Here is an 18560-nt window from a genome sequence, read left to right as displayed (position 1 = left end):
GCCGGCGTGCCGCACCACCACCGAAGGAGACCACCTGTGGCACACCACGGCGACCGCACGGCGAACCCGGTCGAGGAGGCGGTGGCGCTGCTGGCCGGCCTGGCCGACCTCGCCCTCAGCGGACTGGGCAGCGCCGTCGGCACCGCGGGAAGCCTGCTGCGCCGTACGGACATCGGCGATCTTCTGGCCGACGGCCACGAGGACACCAAGGCCCGGGGCAGGCTGTTCCTCGACCGGCATGCCGGAACGGCGCCGTCCCACATGGAGGTCCTCGCCCGCACGGTCGCGGCACGCTCCCAGCCGAACATCCCGTGACCGACCAGCACACCCCGCTGAAAAGCCGGGTCGATCAGGTCCTCGCCGCCTTCGTCACCGCCGAGGCGGAGGCGCTGGCCGACATCGACGCCGCCCTCGGGCCGGTCGGTGATCAGCTCCATACCGCGACGCGCCATGGCAAACGGCTGCGGGCGGCGTTCTGCTACTGGGGCTGGCGCGGCGCCGGCCAGCCCGACAGTGACGCGCTGGTACGGGCTGCCGCCGCGATCGAACTGGTCCACGCCGCCGCGGTCGTCCACGACGACCTGATCGACGGCAGCAGCACCCGGCACGGCCGCCCGACCGTCCACACGGCCCTGCACCAGTCCTCCGCCGACGGTGCGGACGCCTCAGCCCGGGCCCTGGCCATGCTGGTGGGCGACCTGCTGATGGCGATGGCCGGACAGCTGTTCACCGACTCGGGCGTACCGGGCGCGTTCCTCAACCGGGCCAGGCCGTTGTGGACGGTCCTGGCCCGCGAACTGATAGCCGGGGAGTGCCTGGAGATCATGAGCACCGGGCGCGCCCCCGATCCGGAGGCGTCGGTGAAGGTGATCCGGTACAAGACCGCCAAGTACACCGTCGAACACCCCCTGCAGATCGGCGGCCTCCTCGCCGGCGCCCCACCCCGGCTCCTGCGTGCCTACAGCGACTACGGCCTCCCGCTGGGTGAGGCGTTCCAACTCCGCGACGACCTGCTGGGTCTGTTCGGAGATCCCGCGAGGACCGGCAAGGATCCGGCCGACGATGTGAGCGGCAACCGCCCCACCGTCCTGATGGCCCACGCACTCGCCTCCGCCACTCCCGCCGAACGGGAAGAGCTCCAGGACCTGCTCGGCCGGGAAGGCCTCACCGACCAGCAGGTCCAACGGGTGCGGGACATCGTTCGCGGCACCGGAGCCGTCACCCGCGTCGAGCACATGATCACCGCCCGGCAGCGCGAGGCCCACGACGCACTGGCCGACGCCGACCTGACCGGCGAGGCCCGCCGTGCGCTCACCGTCCTGGCCGCCGACGCCACCGTCCGCACCCACTGACCGGAAGACACCACGATGACGTACACACCGGCGTCCCTGGACGCCCTGCGCACCCAGGGCGACGAACTCGCCGACGCGACCGTGACGACCCTGTTCGAGCGCGGCGAGGTGGCCAAGTTCAACACCCTCATGCGCTACTTCTCCACCGTCGGCCAGGAACTCCCCGACGGGCTGCCCGACGTCGCCCGCGAGTACCTGCACGCCACCAGCCGCGCGCCGGACTGGGTCGACTGGTCCGAGATGGAGAAGGCCCGGCTCTTCTTCACGGACAACAACGTGCACATCTCCACCGCGCTGTCGTTCGCCTCGATGCCCGCCTGCTACGTCCTTCCCCACGTCGCGAAACTCCTCTCCGCCACGCACTCCCTGAAGTACCCGTCCAAGCGGATGGCCGAGACCGGCCAGTTCACCGTCTACCTCATGCGGCCCGACGCCTTCGAAGCCGGCAGCCGCTTCATCCCCGCCGCCCAGAAGGTCCGCCTGCTGCACGCCTCCATCCGCCACCACCTGGCCCGCGAGGACCGCTGGGACACCGGAACCCTGGGTACGCCGATCTGCCAGGAGGACATGATCGGCGGCCAGATGATGTTCTCCATCCAGGTCCTCGACGCCCTGCACCGCCTCGGCATCCACATGAGCAACGAAGGGGCCGACGCCTACTACTACGCGTGGCGCGTGGTCGGCGCCTTCCTCGGCGTGGACCAGGCCCACGCCCCGCAGACGCTCCAGGAGGCCCGCGCCTTCTCCGACCTGTACATGACGCGCCACATGGGTCCGAGCGAGGAAGGAGCCCACCTCACCCGCCAGCTCATCGACCTCTACGAGGAGGTAGTGCCGGGCACCCTCTTCGACCCCGTCGTCTCCGCCCTCATCCGCTACCTGATCGGCGACACCTGCGCCGACTGGCTGCAGGTGCCCCGCACCTCCTGGGACACCCTCGTCAAGGCCGCCCCCGCCCTGCTGGGCGTACTGGAAACCCTAGAGGACCGCTCCCCCCTGGCCGCGTGGGCCCTGGACCGCCTCGGCTACCTGACCAGCGTCCTCGAACTGTCCTCGCTCACCCGGGGACGGGTGATGCACTACGCCATCCCCGAACAACTCAAAGCCGACTACGGCGTCAGCACCGCCGTCCCCCCGAAGGCCCGATGGACCCCGCCCCCGGCGACCGTATGACCCAACGGCACACGACGGCCGCCCGTGCAGGGCGGGAAGCGCGAGCGGTCAGGTCCAGCCGAGCTCGGTGTAGGGGCGACCGGCTCGGATGCCTTCGATCGCCGCGCGGGTGTAGGGGACGATCGGCTCCGGAAGGGCGTCGGCGGGCCACCAGTCCCAGGAGACGCACCGGTCCGGCTCCCGGACCTGGGGTGTCCCGGTCCACTGCCGGGCGCGGAAGACGAACCCGATTCGAGGCTGGTCCCCGGCCTTGTCCACCATGTGCACCACGTGCGCGAGTTCGACATCGTCCGGGTCGATGAGTAGTCCGGCCTCTTCCTGCGCCTCGCGGACCAGGCAGGCCACGGCGGACTCCTGCTCGCAGTGCCCGGCGAGGAAGTGGTGGGTGCCGCCGGCGTACGCGGAGCCGGGGTGGCGCAGGCCGAGCAGCACCTGGCCGTCGCGTTCCAGGTAGAGGTGGACGCCGACGATGTGCGGGACGCCTGTGCTGCCCGCCTTCGGCCCGTCCGGCCCGCTGCGGGCCGTGTGGTGGGCGTGCCGGCGTACGAGGTCCAAGGTGGAGGGGCTCAGTCTCAGGCGCTCCATGGCGTCGGGGCGGAACCAGGCCAGCATCACGCCCTCGGTGAGGGGCAGGCGGGCGGGGTCGCCGTTCCACCGGGCGGTGAACACCTGCACCGGCACCGTCAGGCCGTCGGTGCCGGTGGCGAGCTCGACGGCGAACGGCTCCACGACGCCCGGCTCGAGTCCGGCTTCCTCGCGCAGTTCGCGGCGGACGGTGTCTTCGAGCGAGGTGTCGCCCGGCTCGCGGCCTCCGCCGAGCAGCGCCCAGGCCCCGGGCGCCCAGATGCCGGGGATGTCATCGCGCAGGTGCAGCAGGTAGCGGCCGTGCCCGTCGTGGATCAGCGCCGAGGCGTTGGCCGGCTCGATGCGGCCGTCGAGCCTGGACGCGGAGAGCTTCGCCCGCAGCTGCGGGGCCGTGACCCTGTCGAAGGCGACCCACTGGGGGGCCGAGACCTCCTCAGGCTGCGCCGTGACCTTGACGTCCCTGTCCACCAGATGGAAGACGAAGCGGAAGTCCCAGTGCTGGTGTGCGCCTTCGCGCTTCGCCGGGTTGGCGTCGATGTCGAAGACGTCGATGTCGATGGGCAGGTGACCGTAGGCGGCGGTGGCGCACAGGGCGCCGGGAGGGATGCCGGCCTCCTCGTGGACCTCGCGCAGCGCTGTCTCCAGCAGCGAGCGATCTGCTGCCTCGACGTGCCCGCCGTTAGTAACAGTTCGCATGTCTCAGGGACCTCCTGTCTCATCAACCGACCTGCCGCGCACCACCGCCGTGCTTCGGCATCGACGGTGGATGGTGTCTCAGCCGAAGCGCGAGATTTTGCCGTCCTGCCATCTGGCGCGAGCGCTGCTGGCGGCCCGACCCACTGCCCGTCAGCCGGCGGTCGAGTGACGCCAACGACCCTAGCTTGGAACCCGTCTGTGGCCGGCTGCCCGCGGCGTAAGGCGCAGGGCGCGATTGCGGGGCCACGCCGTGCGCGGTCATGCAGGGGGTCACGTGGCTCAGAGCCGCTGATCTGTCGTAACCAACCCCTAGGGTTGTCGCCATGGACGAAGCCATCGTGCACGCCGCTCTCGCTGCCTTGGCCGACGGCCCGCGTCACACGGCAAAGGAAGCCCTTAGGGTGGTGCCGAACGAGGCAGGTCTCTATGCGGTCCATGGTGACCTGTTGGCGGTCGGGGAACTCGCAGCAGGTGCGGTTGGCCATCCCCTCTACGTGGGCAAGGCAGAGCGCAGCTTGGTAGGACGTGACCTGCATACGCACTTCGCAACGGGCAAGACTGGCTCCTCCACCCTGCGACGGACGCTCGCGGCGCTCCTGCGGGAACCACTGGAGCTGCGAGCGGTGCCCCGCAACCTCGCTCGGCCTGACGGCAGCGCCAACTTCTCTTTGGAGAGCGGCGGCGATGCGCGGCTGACGGAATGGATGCACGTCAGGCTGCGGCTCTCAGTGTGGGTAAGGCCTGACGGTGTGATCCTCGATGAGGCGGAGACTGCTGTACTCAATGCGCTACGGCCACCCCTCAACTTGGCGAAGACGGGAAGCCTGGGTGACCGCAGAGTCAAGGCGGCTCGCGCAGCGATGGCAGAGGAAGCAAGAGCCTGGCGAGAGGCGTGACGGAATGATTGGCGGACCTGAGTTCGGTGCGGATGGTATCGAGGGAGGCAGTGCTTACGGGCCGGCAGGCACCAGATCGCATGGATCACCCGCCAGTACGGCCTTGGACTGCGTGGAGGCTCGCGGTGACCACTACCCTCGGTCAGACAGACCGGTACGACCCGCTACGCTCCCTCACCTGAGGATTCCAACCTTCTTGACGACGATCACGATTTCCGACAAGGGCAAGTGGACGTGTCCTCAACTTTTTTGGTTACCCATCAGGCGGCGCGCGTGAGCGCCCTGGGGCTCGTGGCTCCGTACGTCATCCGGAGGCAACTATGCGGTTCCCGCTGATCCCCGTGGCCGTCGCCGTTGGCACGTCGGCCGTCAGCGTGATCGGAAACAAGGTTCTCGCGGACCGGGCAAAGAAGAAGATCGCAGACCTTCAGGCTCACCACGATGCCCAGCACGCGAAGCACCGAGACATCGCCGACTCCACCATTGGGCAACTGCGAGGGTTGGGAGTTCGGCAACAGTCCGCTCTCGAAGCGGTGACGCCTCGACTGCGGGCCTTTGCTGAACGCAACGAGCGGCAGCTCCGGATGCGTGGGCGCCAAGTCATTGAGGGCGGAGAGGCGCCCGCGGCCTGCCAAATCGATACGTCGCCCGAAATCTCCGGTCCCAGCGGGACCGCGACCGCGATGAGGGGCATCGCTTCCGCGGCCGCTGGAATCGGACTGAGCGGTGCCGCCTATGCAACTGTCGCGAAGGTCGCCACCGCGTCTACCGGTGCTGCGATCAACACGCTGAGCGGCGCAGCCAAGAGGAATGCCACCTTGGCTGCCATCGGAGGCGGCGCGCAGGCTGCGGGGGGCGGGGGTATCGCAGCAGGAGTTCGTCGCCTCAACACCATCACGGTGGTACCGGCGGTCGCGTTGACCGTCGGGTTGCTGATCAAGCAGAAGTCCGACGAGGACAGGGCAGTCGCGAAGTTCGACGCAGATGTCAAGAAGGCCGTCGCCACTTACCACCGGGGTACGGTGCTCCTTCAAGGCGTAGACAGCCGAATCGGCGAGTTGCTCGCCGTGCTGGCTGGAATGATTCGGCGGGCCAGCGACGCACTCGACCGACTGGAAGAGACTGAGCAGGCGCCGGGCGGGTTCGACCTCGATAGCGATGACCATGCGCATCGGCTCCATACGGCGCTTCAGCTGGTGAAGGGCGTCGTCGAACTCGCCGAAGCACCTGTGATGAATCCAGATCTGACGCTCGACCCGAGCGGCGAATTCCTCGTGGTCAAGTACCGCGACTACAACCCGGAGTCCACGAATGCCTGACGCCCGCGTAAGTACCGTCGTCGAAACGGTCGGCCGTGTGGCCACCACCGCGGATGCCGCCAAGTACCTCATGGCAATCATCGACGTCGCCAAAGGCATTGATGCCAGCCTGACGGAGCGCGCCCGGATTGCCGCGGACCGGGACAAGGAGGTCGCCAGAATCAACGCCGCGAGCGAAGGCCTGCGGGACTACCTGGACCGCGTTTTCAGCGAGCGTCGCGAACTGCACCGAAGCTTCTTCGCTCGACTCGACAGGGCGATCGAGGACAGCGACCCGGACACCGTGCAGGCTTGTGTCGCCGGGATCGTCGAGGTAATGAAGCACTCTCCGCTGCACGACATCGTCGAACTTCGCTCAGTCTGGTCAGACCCGAGGGCAGTGATCGAATTTTAGGGCCTGAAACCACGCGTTCCGCGACATGGTCGGCGTCCCGACACGCCAGGAATGGGTGGGGACTGGAGGTCCAGCCGGATCTGCGCGACGGGCTACTACCCGAACATCTCGTAACGGTGACACGCTGTCTCGCATCGGCCGGGGCGACTCGCTCCGCAGCCTAACGTCGCGCGCCGCTACTGCTCGGTCTGCACCAGCGCGAGTAGCCGCTCAACGGACACAAATGTCGCATCAGACGTCTCCTTGTAGCCGCCCATCGGCGTCTGCGCGTTGCTGAGGAACGCGGGGTGACCCTCAGCCTTATGCCGGCGGATCACGCTCGCTCAACGCGGTAGGCGTCCGCGCCTGTCGGGGACTCGCGTTGGAAGATTGCGTCCACCCGCGGTCCTGGAAGCGTGCAATGTGGTTCTCGCGAGTCTGCAGCCCAGATCCCGATCTTCACCGCGCCGCCGACGGCGTGGGAGAGGATGTACAGCCGTGCCGGGGCCGTCCGGGTCCCAGGCCGTAGCGTGCGCAGTGCGTGCTGGCGGTACTCACCCCTGTTGCGGCGTGGTTCAACCTGGGGGAGGAGGTCTGAGGTTGTTCCGGTTTGGCGGACATCCGCAGATCTGGGCGCGTGCCCGGGAAGGGATGTCCATGATGGTGAGCATGGCGAACAGGAAGCCGCGGAGGCCGCGGCGGCAGTTCACGCCGGACTTCAAGGCGGAGATCGTGGAGTTGAGCCGAGGTCGGCAAGGACTTTGATCTCACCGAGACAGCCGTACGGTTGTGGGTGGCCCAGGCACAGGGGCCTTCGGGAACCGGGCCGGGCGGACGTTCACCCCGCCGGCCTGTTCGTGGGCGGCGACGGTCATGCGTGGTCCTGGGTGCGCAAGGTGTCGTGGTCGCCGGTCGGCTGGGTGGGGAGCGTGGCGTCGAAGGCCGAGGCCTGGAGGCGGTAGGCGTCGCGGAAGTCCCCCGTACCCGTGGCCGGGTCCATGAGTTCCTCGAAGGTGCCCGACTCGGCGACCCGGCCGTCCTTCAGGACGTGGATGAGGTCGGCGTGGCGTACGGAGTGCAGGCGGTGGGTGATGAGCACGATCGTCTGCCCGGTGGTCGCGGCCAGCGCCCTGATCTGGTCGAAGACCCGCTGCTCCGCGACCGCGTCCAGGGCGCTGGTGGGCTCGTCCACGATCAGGATCTCGGCCTGCCGGTACTTCGCCCGCGCGATGCCGATGCGCTGCCACTGACCGCCCGAGATCTGGTGCCCGCCGCGGTAGCCGCGGGCCAGCAGCGTGCCGAGGCCGCGGGGCAGGTCGGCGAGGACCTGGTCGGCGCCGGAGAAGGCGGATGCCTCCTCGACCGCCCGGTCGTCGATGGCCTGACCGGGCTGGCCGATACCGACGTTGACCCGGTAGGTGAAGGGCCAGTGGTAGAAGTCCTGCGACATCAGCGCGACGCGGCCGAAGACCTGGTCGCGGTCGGCGGTGCGGGCGTCGACGTCGTCCCACCAGATCGTGCCGCTGCCCTCGTCCGGAAGGTAGAGGCCGGCGAGGAGCCTGACCAGGGTGGACTTGCCGGAGCCGTTCTCGCCCACCAGCGCGATGATCTTCCCCGTCGGGAACGAGAGGCTCACCTCGCGCAGCGTGGGTTCCGGTTCGCCGCCACCGCCGCTGCCGGGGTACGTGAAGGTGACCTTCTCGAACCGGACCTCCCGCAGCCGTTCCGGAAGGGCCTGCCCGCCGCTGGGGATGGCCCGGGTCGTCGCCTCCCGGCACAGCCGCTCGAAGTCGGCGACGAACAGGCTCTCCTGGTGGAGTTCGGTGATCTGCAGCACGAGCGTGTCCAGGCTGCCGGCGCCGCTGCGGATGGCGAGCACGGCCGTGCCGGCGACCGCGAGATCCATGGCCCCGCCCCACAGCAGCAGCCCGAGCGCTCCGTAGGTGAGCAGGGTGGCGAGGCCGCCGGCGCCGTCGGCGGCGAGCCCGATGCGGGCGGCACGGCGGGCCAGCCGGGTCTGTTCGCGTTCGCTGGTCTCGGCCATGGTGCGGAAATGCCCGAGCAGGAAGGGGCCGACGCCGTGGACGCGGACCTCGGCCGCCGCTTCCTTCTGGGTCAGCAGCTGGCCGAGCAGGTGCCCGGCGCGGGCGTGCTGGACGAAGGCGTGGAAGGAGATGTACCGCTGGCGGGAGATCATCAGCGAACTCCACGCACTCGGCAGGGTCATGAGGACCAGGAGCGGCAGCAGCAGGGGGTGCAGGACGGTGAGCACGCCGGCCGCTGCGATCAGCGACACCGCGGAGTTGAGGGTGTTGGTGCAGTACCGGATCATCCGCTGGGCCGAGTCGGCTCCGTAGCGGGCCGCGTCCAGCAGCCGGTGGAACTCGTCGTCCTCGATCGCCGACAGCTCCGTGCGGTGCACCAGGCCGAGGTACTGCTCGGTGGCGACGCGCTGCACCTTCGGCTCCAGGGCCCCGGTGGCCGCCGTGGAGGCCGAGCGCAAGAGGGATCCGAGGAACGCCGTGACGGACACGACCGTGAGCGCGGGCAGCGCCTGAACGAGGCGCTCGTTGGTGCTGCCCGCCGCGAGGACGTGGCCGAGCACGCTGTTGACCGCGACAAGGCCGACCGCCTGCGCGATGCCCCGCCCGGCCTCCGAGGCCAGGACCACGCGCAGGGCCCGTGCGTCGGCGAGGTGGGCGAGCCGCAGGCCGGTCCCCGCCAGCCGGGGGAGCTGCCGCGCCATCGTCCAGAGCCCGAGCCCCAGCCAGGCGCCCTCGTGCTGGTCCCAGCCGATGTCGTAGGCGAGCTCACCGCCGAAGAGGAGCCGCTCGGACTCCGACACCCCCGCGGAGTCGGATCCGTTCGTCGAATCCTTGCTCACGCGGCCCTCCCGGGGGAGGACACGGCGTCAACGCGGAACGCACAGGTCGGGCGTGAGCACGCGGCAGGCCGGGGATGTTCGATTGCGGCGGCAGTGTCGGGTGGGTTCGACGCGGGATGCAACGGGGTCCTCCGGATGGGCGCACGGCTGGTACTGGTGCTCTAGGAACGGCTCTCGATCGGGTGCCGTCACGGCCGGATCCGGAGCGGATGGTGAACTGATGTTCTGATGTGGCCCGGCGGGCTTGGCGGGCCTGCGGGGGCCGCGTTGAAACTCGCTCGAACAGGTTCCTGTCACTCCGCCGGGGGATTGCGGGCCTTGGTGCGGGCCACGGGCCCGGGCGTTGCTATCCGAGAGGGGCCGCCGAGCGGCCTTGAGGGCCGGGTCCGCCCGGTTCGCCTCCGCCCAGCACGATCTTCCACACCCGGGTCGCCACCTGGAGGTTGAGCCGGTCCTCGACGTTCGAGAGGTCGTTGCCGCTGATCTCGCGGATGCGCTGAAGCCGGTAGCGCAGCGTGCTGCGGTGGATCGCGAGGGACGCGGCGGTCTCGTCGTAGTTGCCGCCGCAGTCGAAGTAGCGGGAGAGGGTCTCCACCATGGCCGCGTGATGGCGGGAGTCGTAGTCGATGAGCCGCCCGAGCCATTCGTGGACGAACGTCTCCAGTTCCCGGCGGCCGGCGCCGGGTCCCAGGATGCGGTACAGGCCGAGTTCGTCGAAGAAGGTCGTGCCGTACCGCTCGCGAGAGTTGAGGCGCACTTCCAGGGCGCGCTGCGCTTCCCGGTAGCGGTGGGGGATGTCGGGCACGGAGTCGGAAGGGGCGCTCACCCCGATCGTGCCGGACCGCGTTCCGGTCTCCCGGGCGAGCGCCTCGTGCAGTGCGCGAGCGTGCGGCCTGTCGTCGGCGACCAGGACGATGTGGTCGGAGCGCTGGGTCAGCAGCGAGCGCATGCCGACGGCGGAGGCGGCCCGGCCCACGGTCTGGGCGAACGCATCGTCCGCGGGCCGGTTCGACCACTCCACGACGAGGACGTAGTGGCTGCGGTGCAGGTCGTGTCCGACGGCCTCGGACCGGGCGTAGGCGCTCGCGGCGTCCGTCCCCGCCAGGAGGTCGTCGACCAGCTCGCGGTGCAGCCTCAGCTCCACTTCGGCCAGGCTGCGCAGGTGCGCCAGGGCCAGGGCGAGGGCCGCGGCGGCGTGTTCGAGCGCGAACACGGTGTGCTCGTCGGCCTCGTCCGAGGCGTCGACCAGTGCCAGCATGCCCAGGATCTCCCCGTGCGGGCGGACCAGGGCGATCAGCCGGTCCCTTATCCGTACGGGCCCGAACTCCCGGGCGGCGGTCCGCAGCATGTCGTTCTGGCGCACGGGATCCGGTTCCGGGTAGGGCTCGGGGCGGCCGGGACCCGACCAGGACGTCAGGCGGCCGAAGCGGTCTTCGACCAGCGCCGGAAGTCCGGTGAGCTCGTGCAGTGCGCGCGTCGCGGCCTCCGCACCGCCGCCGGAGGCGGCGATGTCGGCCATGAGCGCGTGAACGGCCCGCTGGTACCCCAGCTCGGCCGCCACGGAGATCAGCTGCTGCTGAAGGGCGGTGCGCTCCTCTCTGACCTGGCAGAGTTCCCGCGCGTCCTCGCGTCCGCGGCGCCGCGCGAAGGCCACGGACAGGGCGGCGGCGGTGTGCCGGACGAGCGTGGTGAGCAGGGCCTGCTGGGCCCAGGTGGGGCGGGCCGGGGACGTCACCACGAGGTAGCCGTGGAGCCCCTCCAGCCCGCGCAGCCCCAGCGCCCGGCCCCAGGGAGTGCCGGGCACGGTCACAGGGCCGTCCTGTCCCTCCAGCTCCCGCACCCTGCGGTCCACGGCTGCGGCATGCGGCCGACCGTTCCCGGGGCTGGGGGCCAGGTGACCGTCCACCTCGAGGTATCCGGCCTCGGCGCGGTACGGCCCGGCGGCGGCTACGTGGTGCATGGCCAGGCGCAGGATCTCGCCTTCGTTCGAGGCCTCGAACAGGGCGCGGGAAAGCGATTCCAGCTGGTGGAGGGCATGATCGACCGGGCTCGGGGCGTAGGGGCCCGGCGCAGGGCCGCCCTCCGGGCCGGAGTAGACGTGGTGCGTCCGGCTGCGGGTCATGAGCTGACTCCGTTCTCCCCGTGTCTCCGGGGAGGCGATCGTCTGCCCCGTCTACCCATTCGGGGGCGGCTCACCCGAGATGTTCGATTTTCCCCTCTCCTACCCGCGGGGCTACCGGGCGCGTGCACTTCTGACTCGTCAGGAGCAGGCGCGGAGCCACCCGGCTGGCGACCCTGGAGAGGGTCCGGAAAGCCTCCGCGGGCAAGGGCATCGGCAGCGGCATCGGCAGCGGCGGAGATGCGGGACCGCCGCACCAAGAGGAGATCTCTCATGGCCAAGGCAGTGGGTATCGACCTGGGTACCACGAACTCGGTGATCGCCGTGTGGGAGGGCGGCGAGCCGTCCGTGGTGCCCAACAGCGAGGGCAACCGCACGACACCGTCCGTCGTGGCCTTCACCGACACCGGTGAGCGTCTGGTGGGCCAGATGGCCCGGCGCCAGGCGATCCTCAACCCCAAGGGCACCATCTACTCGGCCAAGCGGTTCATCGGCCGGCACTTCGACGAGATCTCCGACGAGGCCAGGGCGGTCGCGTACGACGTCGTCGAGGGCGACGGCGGGGCGGCCCGCTTCAAGGTGCGCGACAAGCTGTACGCGCCGGAGGAGATCAGCGCCCAGGTGCTGCGCAAACTCACCGAGGACGCCTCCAAACAGCTGGGGGAGCGGGTCACGGAGGCGGTCATCACGGTGCCCGCCTACTTCAACGACGCCCAGCGCACCGCCACCAAGGACGCCGGCCGGATAGCCGGACTCGAGGTGCTGCGGATCATCAACGAGCCGACGGCCGCGGCCCTCGCGTACGGCATGGACAAGCAGCAGCACGAGACCGTCCTCGTCTTCGACCTGGGCGGCGGGACCTTCGACGTGAGCGTCCTCGACGTCGGCGACGGCGTGGTGGAGGTGCGCTCCACCGCCGGTGACAGCCACCTGGGCGGCGACGACTTCGACCGGCGCCTGGTGGATCACCTCGCGGACGACTTCCAGAAGGAGAACGGCATCGACCTCCGCAAGGACCCGCAGGCGCTGCAACGCCTGTTCGAGGCGGCGGAGAAGGCCAAGACCGAGCTGAGTTCGGTGACGCAGACGCAGGTCAGCCTGCCGTTCATCACCGCCGACGCCGGTGGCCCCAAGCACCTCACCGACTCGATCATGCGGTCCACCTTCGAACAGATCACCGGCGACCTGGTGGAGCGGTGCCTCGGGCCGGTCCAGCAGGCCATGACCGACGCCAAGGTCGGTGAGAGCGACATCGACGAGGTCATCCTCGTCGGCGGCTCCACGCGCATCCCCGCCGTCCAGGCCCTCGTCCGCCGGCTGACCGGCGGCAAGCAGCCCAACATGAGCGTCAACCCCGACGAGGTCGTGGCCCTGGGTGCCGCGATCCAGGCCGGGGTGCTCAAGGGCGAGGTCAAGGACGTCCTGCTGCTCGACGTGACCCCCCTGTCGCTGGGTGTCGAGACGCGCGGCGGTGTGATGACGAAGATCATCGAGCGGAACACCACCATCCCCGTCCGCCGGTCCGAGACCTTCTCCACCGCCGAGGACAACCAGCCCGCCGTGGACATCGTCGTCCTCCAGGGCGAGCGCGAGCTGGCCGCCGACAACCGGGTGCTGGGGCGGTTCCAGCTCACCGACATCCGGCCGGCGCCGCGGGGCGAAGCACAGATCGAGGTCACCTTCGACATCGACGCCAACGGGATCCTCAACGTCACGGCCCGCGACAAGGACACCGGCAAGGAGCAGGGCATCACCATCAGCGAGAGCTCCAACCTGGACCGGAGCGAGGTCGAACGCATGGTCCAGGAGGCCGAGCGGAACCAGGGCCAGGACCAGGCGCTCCGCAAGGCCGTCGACGCCCGCAACGAGCTCGACGCGGTCGCCTACCAGGTCGAGAAGCGCCTCGCGGAACTGGGCGACAAGGCGCCCGCGCACGAGAGGGCACGCGCCGAGATGCTCGTGTCCGACGCCCGGGCGGCGGTCAAGGAAGAGGCGGACGCCGAGCGCGTGCGGCCCCTCACCTCCGAACTCCAGCAACTGCTCGCGGGACTGGCGGCCCACCAGGGCCCCGCCGACACGAGCGGCCCCGGGCAGGACACCACCGCCGGCGGTCCCACGAGTGGCAGTGCCGCTGACGACGACGTCATCGACGCCGAGTTCGACAGGACCTGAGGAACCGCCATGCCCATCCACCCCGAGGAACCCGACCCGACCGGGCCCGCCACGGACGGGCACCCCGGCCCCGGGGCGGCCGCCGGCGGCCCCGCACCGCCCGAGGACGAGTACACCGCCGAGCTCAGGGAACTGGAGGACCGCTGGCGGCGCGCGCTCGCCGACCTCGACAACCTGCGCAAGCGCCACGTCAGGGAACTGGAGCGGGAGCGGCAGGCCGAACGTTCCCGGACGGCCGCCGCCTTCCTGCCCGTCCTGGACAACCTCGAACTCGCCCTGACCCATGCCGGCGCCGATCCCGGTGCCATCGTGGAGGGCGTCCAGGCGGTCCGCGACCAGGCGGTGAACGTCCTCGAACTGCTCGGCTACCCCCGGCACGCGGAGACCGGCATCGCCTTCGACCCGGCCCGGCACGAGGTGATCGGCGTCGTCCAGGACCCCGACGCCTCGCCGGGCACGGTCGTCGACGTGCTGCGCCCGGGCTACGGGGACGGCGACCGGCAGCTCAGGCCCGCCGCCGTGACCGTCGCGAAGCGGGAGTGACCGGCGATGGCACAGGACTTCTACGAGGTGCTGGGCGTGTCGCGCACCGCCGGCCAGGACGAGATCCAGCAGGCGTACCGCAGGCTCGCCCGCAAGTACCACCCCGACGTCAACAAGGACCCGGGGGCGGAGGAACGCTTCAAAGGCCTCAACGAGGCGTACAGCGTCCTGTCGGACCCGAAGACCCGGGCCCGCTACGACCGCTTCGGGGAGGACTTCCGCAAGATCCCCGAAGACTACGACGAACGGGTCGCGGCCGGCGCGGGCGGCGGCTTCCGCACCCGCAGGACCGCGGGCGCGGGCGGCCCCCGGGGCCGGTACGCCACCGGCTTCGGAGACGACTTCGCGGCGGAGGACATCGACATCGAGGACCTGTTCGGTTCGTTCTTCGGAGCGGGCGCCGCCCGCGGCGGCGTACCCGGAGCCGACCAGGAGGCCGAGCTGCCGCTCACCGTGGAGGAGGCGTTCCGGGGCGGCCGTCGCGCCGTCACCCTCGCCGGGCCCACCGGGCAGCCGCGCCGGTACGAGGTCGACGTGCCGCCGGGCGTCACCGACGGACAGCGCATCCGGCTGGCGGGGGAGGGCGGCCGGGGAAGCGGGAACGCCCCCGGCGGCGACCTGTACCTGCGGGTCCGCATCCAGCCCCACCCGCAGTTCCGGCTGGACGGCCGCGACGTCCACGTCCAGGTACCCGTCACCCCCTGGGAGGCGGCCCTGGGCGCGACCGTGCCCGTGCCCACCCCCGGCGGCGGCACGGCCAAGGTCACGGTGCCGGCGGGCTCGTCCAGCGGCCGGCGACTGCGGCTGCGCGGCGAGGGCATGCCCAACCCGCGCGGCGCCGACGGCGACCTGTACGCCGAACTCCGCGTCATGGTGCCGCCCACCCTCGGCGACCGGGAGCGCGAACTGTTCGAGGAGCTCGCCGCCGCCTCCTCCTTCGACCCCCGGAGGACACGATGAACGACCGACCCTCGGGAGCGGCGCCTACCGGCCGGGCCGGCTGGGGCGACCGTCCGGTACGAACGGGCGCCGACATCACCGCCTCGACGGCCGTCCGGTACGCACTCGTCCCCGTCCGCAGACTCTCCCTGGACGCCGTGGCCCGTCTCTCGGGCCTCCACCCCGACCTGATCCTCCGGTTCGTCGCCCTGGGACTGATCGACGCCGACCGCGACGCCGCGGGACACCTGGTGTTCGACCCCACGGCCCCGGCCGTGCTCGCCCGCATCCAGCGGCTGCGCTCCGGACTCTGCCTCAACTACGCCTCGATCGGCCTGGTGCTCGACCTGCTCGATCGCATCAGCCTGCTCGAAGCCGCCCTGCGAGGGCGCGGCACGAGGAGTGAAAACCCCCCATGGACATGAACCGTCTCACCCAGAAGTCCCAGGAAGCCCTCCAGCAAGCCCAGACCGCCGCCGTCGGCATGGGGCAGACCGAGGTCGACGGGGAACACCTGCTGCTCGCACTCCTCGATCAGGAGGACGGCCTGATCCCGAGGTTGCTGCGACAGGCCGGCACCGAGCCGGAGGCACTGCGTACGGCCGTGCGCGAGGAACTCTCCCGTCGTCCCAAGGTCACCGGCCCCGGCGCCGCACCCGGCCAGGTCTTCGTCACCCAGCGCCTCGCCCGCCTGCTCGACGCCGCCGAACGGGAGGCCAAACGCCTCAAGGACGAGTACGTGTCCGTGGAGCACCTCCTGCTCGCCCTGGCCGAGGAGGGCCCGTCGACCAAGGCCGGGCGCCTGCTCAAAGAGGCCGGCATCACCAGGGACTCGTTCCTGAGCGCGCTCACCCAGGTCCGCGGCAACCAGCGCGTCACCTCCGCCAACCCCGAAGTCGCCTACGAGGCCCTGGAGAAGTACGGCCGCGACCTGGTCGTGGAGGCCCGGACCGGCAGGCTCGACCCGGTCATCGGCCGGGACGCCGAGATCCGCCGCGTCACCCAGATCCTCAGCCGCAAGTCCAAGAACAACCCGGTCCTCATCGGCGACCCGGGCGTCGGCAAGACGGCCATCGTCGAGGGCCTCGCCCAGCGCATCGTCCGCGGCGACGTGCCCGAAGGACTCCGCGACAAGATCGTGTTCGCCCTTGACATGGGTTCCCTGGTCGCCGGGGCCAAGTACCGCGGTGAGTTCGAGGAACGGCTCAAGGCCGTGCTCAGCGAGGTCAAGGCCGCCCAGGGGCGCATCCTGCTCTTCGTCGACGAACTGCACACCGTCGTGGGCGCGGGTGCCGCCGAGGGAGCCATGGACGCGGGCAACATGCTCAAGCCGATGCTCGCGCGCGGAGAACTCCACATGATCGGCGCCACCACCCTCGACGAGTTCCGCAAGCACATCGAGAAGGACGCCGCCCTCGAACGCCGCTTCCAGCAGGTGGTGGTCGACGAGCCGAGCGTGGAGGACACCATCTCCATCCTGCGGGGACTGCGCGAACGCCTGGAGGTCTTCCACGGAGTGAAGATCCAGGACACCGCGCTGGTCTCCGCGGCCACCCTCAGCCACCGCTACATCACCGACCGGTTCCTGCCGGACAAGGCCATCGACCTGGTGGACGAGGCGTGCGCCCGGCTGCGTACCGAGATCGACTCCATGCCCGCCGAACTCGACGAGATCACCCGGCGCGTCACTCGCCTGGAGATCGAGGACGCCGCCCTCTCGAAGGAGACCGATCCCGCCAGTGAAGCCCGCCTGCAAGAGCTGCGCAGGGAACTGGCGGACCTGCGCGCCGAAGCCGACTCCCAGCACGCCCAGTGGGAGGCCGAGAGGCAGGCGATCCGCCGCGTGCAGGAACTGCGCCAGGAACTGGAGCAGGTCCGCCACGAGGCGGAGGAGGCCGAACGCGCCTACGACCTCAACCGCGCCGCCGAACTCCGCTACGGCCGCCTGCGCGAACTGGAGCGCCGACTCGCCGCGGAGGAGGAGCAACTGGCCGCCAAACAAGGGCAGAACCGGCTGCTGCGCGAGGTCGTCACCGAGGAGGAGATCGCCGAGATCGTCGCCGCCTGGACCGGCGTCCCCGTCGCCCGCCTCCAGGAGGGCGAACGCGAGAAACTGCTCCGCCTCGACGAGATCCTGCGCGAGCGCGTCATCGGCCAGGACGAAGCCGCCAGGCTCGTCGCCGACGCCATCATCCGCGCCCGCTCCGGCATCCGCGACCCGCGCCGCCCCATCGGCTCGTTCATCTTCCTCGGCCCCACCGGCGTCGGGAAGACCGAGCTGGCCAAGACCCTCGCCCGGGCCCTGTTCGACTCCGAGGAGAACATGGTCCGGCTGGACATGAGCGAGTACCAGGAGCGGCACACCGTCAGCCGGCTCATGGGCGCACCGCCCGGATACGTCGGCTACGAGGAGGGCGGCCAGCTCACCGAGGCCGTACGCCGCAAGCCGTACTCGGTCGTGCTGTTCGACGAGATCGAGAAGGCGCACACCGACGTCTTCAACACGCTGCTCCAGATCCTCGACGACGGCCGCATCACCGATGCCCAGGGCCGCACCGTCGACTTCCGCAACACCGTGATCATCATGACGTCCAACATCGGCTCCGAGCACCTCCTCGACGGCGCCACCGCCGAGGGCGAGATCAAGCCCGACGCCCGCGCCCGGGTGATGGGCGAGCTGCGCGGACACTTCCGCCCGGAGTTCCTCAACCGCGTCGACGACATCGTGCTGTTCAAGCCGCTCGGCGAGCGGCAGATCGAGCGGATCGTGGAGCTGCAGTTCGACGAACTGCGCCGGCGGCTCGCCGAGCGCCGCATCACCGTCGAACTGACCGACGCCGCACGGGAGCTGATCGCCCACCAGGGCTACGACCCGGTCTACGGGGCGCGGCCGCTGCGGCGCTACATCTCCCACGAGGTCGAGACGCTCGTCGGGCGCGCCCTGCTGCGCGGAGACGTCCAGGACGGTGCGACCGTGCGCGTCGACGCCGAGCACGGAGAGCTGGTGGTCACCTACGACCAGCAGGAGGAGGTCCGGGAGGCGATGGCGGCGTGAACACCACCCGGACGACGACGGCCACCTGCCCCCACTGCGGGCGCGGCAACCGGATTCCCGTGGCCGCCGAGGGACGGCCCAGGTGCGGCCACTGCAAGCAGCCCCTGCCCTGGCTCGTGGACGCCGGCGACGACGACTTCGCCGAGGTCGCCGAGCGCGCCTCCGTGCCCGTGGTCGTCGACCTCTGGGCCACCTGGTGCGGCCCCTGCCGCATGGTCAGCCCCGCCCTCGAACAGGTCGCCCGCGACCTCGCCGGACGGATCAAGCTCGTCAAGGTCGACGTCGACAAGAACCCACGGCTCAGCCGCCGGTTCGAAGTGCAGGCCGTTCCGACCCTCCTCGTCCTGGACCAGGGCGAGCAGATCGCCCGGCAGGCCGGCGCGGCACCCGCACACGTCCTGCGCGCGTGGGTCGAGCGGGCGATGGCGGACCGGTGAACCGCCGCGATCACGGA

The 18560-nt window shown here is 70.5% G+C and carries 15 protein-coding genes; 12 read left to right on the top strand and 3 right to left on the bottom strand.

The genetic code is table 11. The features are described 5' to 3' along the window. Nucleotides 1-36 precede the first annotated feature (36 nt). From ABD973_RS02870 to ABD973_RS02860, 3 genes are read left to right on the top strand one after another with little or no spacing between them, the layout of a single operon-like run. Nucleotides 37-315 carry a polyprenyl synthetase gene (locus tag ABD973_RS02870; protein ID WP_125823368.1) on the top strand — a complete coding sequence of 93 codons (279 nt, stop codon included), beginning with the start codon at nucleotides 37-39 and terminating at the stop codon, nucleotides 313-315. Further along, nucleotides 312-1352, top strand: coding sequence for a polyprenyl synthetase family protein (locus ABD973_RS02865; protein ID WP_345498216.1), 1041 nt, complete (start codon nucleotides 312-314; stop codon nucleotides 1350-1352). Before ABD973_RS02870 ends, ABD973_RS02865 begins: the two co-directional genes overlap by 4 nt. Before the next feature lie 15 nt (nucleotides 1353-1367). Next, on the top strand, nucleotides 1368-2525 hold the full coding sequence (locus ABD973_RS02860) for an oxygenase MpaB family protein (RefSeq protein WP_125823370.1): 1158 nt from the start codon (nucleotides 1368-1370) through the stop codon (nucleotides 2523-2525). A 48-nt stretch (nucleotides 2526-2573) separates the two neighbouring features. Here the strand turns inward: ABD973_RS02860 and ABD973_RS02855 are convergent, their stop codons facing one another. Then, a complete protein-coding gene (locus ABD973_RS02855) occupies nucleotides 2574-3806 on the bottom strand; it encodes an NUDIX domain-containing protein (RefSeq protein ID WP_345498214.1) in 1233 nt (410 codons plus the stop codon). Between the two features lie 323 nt (nucleotides 3807-4129). On the opposite strand from ABD973_RS02855, the gene ABD973_RS02850 reads away from it, so the two are divergent. The 3 genes from ABD973_RS02850 to ABD973_RS02840 all read left to right on the top strand — a co-directional run bounded on the left by ABD973_RS02850 (nucleotide 4130) and on the right by ABD973_RS02840 (nucleotide 6415). Continuing rightward, the gene (locus ABD973_RS02850; protein ID WP_125823372.1) at nucleotides 4130-4702 is read left to right on the top strand and encodes a GIY-YIG nuclease family protein; all 573 of its coding nucleotides are present in this window, start codon (nucleotides 4130-4132) and stop codon (nucleotides 4700-4702) included. A 320-nt stretch (nucleotides 4703-5022) separates the two neighbouring features. After that, nucleotides 5023-6021 carry a hypothetical protein gene (locus ABD973_RS02845; protein ID WP_125823373.1) on the top strand — a complete coding sequence of 333 codons (999 nt, stop codon included), beginning with the start codon at nucleotides 5023-5025 and terminating at the stop codon, nucleotides 6019-6021. 37 nt (nucleotides 6022-6058) lie between these two features. Next, a complete protein-coding gene (locus ABD973_RS02840; protein WP_241253455.1) occupies nucleotides 6059-6415 on the top strand; it encodes a hypothetical protein in 357 nt (118 codons plus the stop codon). An 850-nt stretch (nucleotides 6416-7265) separates the two neighbouring features. On the opposite strand, the gene ABD973_RS02835 is transcribed toward ABD973_RS02840, so the two are convergent. Both ABD973_RS02835 and ABD973_RS02830 read right to left on the bottom strand, forming a co-directional pair. After that, nucleotides 7266-9140 (bottom strand): ATP-binding cassette domain-containing protein, encoded by a 1875-nt coding sequence (locus tag ABD973_RS02835; protein WP_345504439.1) that lies wholly within the window; start codon nucleotides 9138-9140, stop codon nucleotides 7266-7268. A 484-nt stretch (nucleotides 9141-9624) separates the two neighbouring features. Then, nucleotides 9625-11400 carry a helix-turn-helix domain-containing protein gene (locus ABD973_RS02830; RefSeq protein WP_345498211.1) on the bottom strand — a complete coding sequence of 592 codons (1776 nt, stop codon included), beginning with the start codon at nucleotides 11398-11400 and terminating at the stop codon, nucleotides 9625-9627. 270 nt (nucleotides 11401-11670) lie between these two features. Between ABD973_RS02830 and dnaK the strand changes: the two genes are divergently transcribed. From dnaK to trxA, 6 genes are read left to right on the top strand one after another with little or no spacing between them, the layout of a single operon-like run. Beyond that, nucleotides 11671-13569, top strand: a complete 1899-nt coding sequence (dnaK, locus tag ABD973_RS02825; protein ID WP_125823376.1) for a molecular chaperone DnaK — start codon at nucleotides 11671-11673, stop codon at nucleotides 13567-13569. A gap of 9 nt (nucleotides 13570-13578) precedes the next feature. After that, nucleotides 13579-14112 carry a nucleotide exchange factor GrpE gene (locus ABD973_RS02820; RefSeq protein WP_125823377.1) on the top strand — a complete coding sequence of 178 codons (534 nt, stop codon included), beginning with the start codon at nucleotides 13579-13581 and terminating at the stop codon, nucleotides 14110-14112. A 6-nt stretch (nucleotides 14113-14118) separates the two neighbouring features. Then, a complete protein-coding gene (locus ABD973_RS02815) occupies nucleotides 14119-15072 on the top strand; it encodes a DnaJ C-terminal domain-containing protein (RefSeq protein WP_125823378.1) in 954 nt (317 codons plus the stop codon). After that, on the top strand, nucleotides 15069-15476 hold the full coding sequence (locus tag ABD973_RS02810) for a chaperone modulator CbpM (RefSeq protein ID WP_345498205.1): 408 nt from the start codon (nucleotides 15069-15071) through the stop codon (nucleotides 15474-15476). The genes ABD973_RS02815 and ABD973_RS02810 overlap by 4 nt, the downstream gene beginning before the upstream one ends. Continuing rightward, nucleotides 15467-18106 (top strand): ATP-dependent chaperone ClpB, encoded by a 2640-nt coding sequence (gene clpB / locus ABD973_RS02805; RefSeq protein ID WP_345498203.1) that lies wholly within the window; start codon nucleotides 15467-15469, stop codon nucleotides 18104-18106. The genes ABD973_RS02810 and clpB overlap by 10 nt, the downstream gene beginning before the upstream one ends. Further along, the gene (trxA, locus tag ABD973_RS02800) at nucleotides 18103-18543 is read left to right on the top strand and encodes a thioredoxin (RefSeq protein ID WP_125823381.1); all 441 of its coding nucleotides are present in this window, start codon (nucleotides 18103-18105) and stop codon (nucleotides 18541-18543) included. The genes clpB and trxA overlap by 4 nt, the downstream gene beginning before the upstream one ends. The last annotated feature ends 17 nt before the right edge of the window (nucleotides 18544-18560 follow it).

Source organism: Streptomyces racemochromogenes, from assembly GCF_039535215.1.
In the GTDB taxonomy this organism is placed as follows: domain Bacteria; phylum Actinomycetota; class Actinomycetes; order Streptomycetales; family Streptomycetaceae; genus Streptomyces; species Streptomyces racemochromogenes.
The sequence above is the reverse complement of the archived record's forward strand: the minus strand, read 5'-3'. Positions and strand labels throughout refer to the sequence as shown.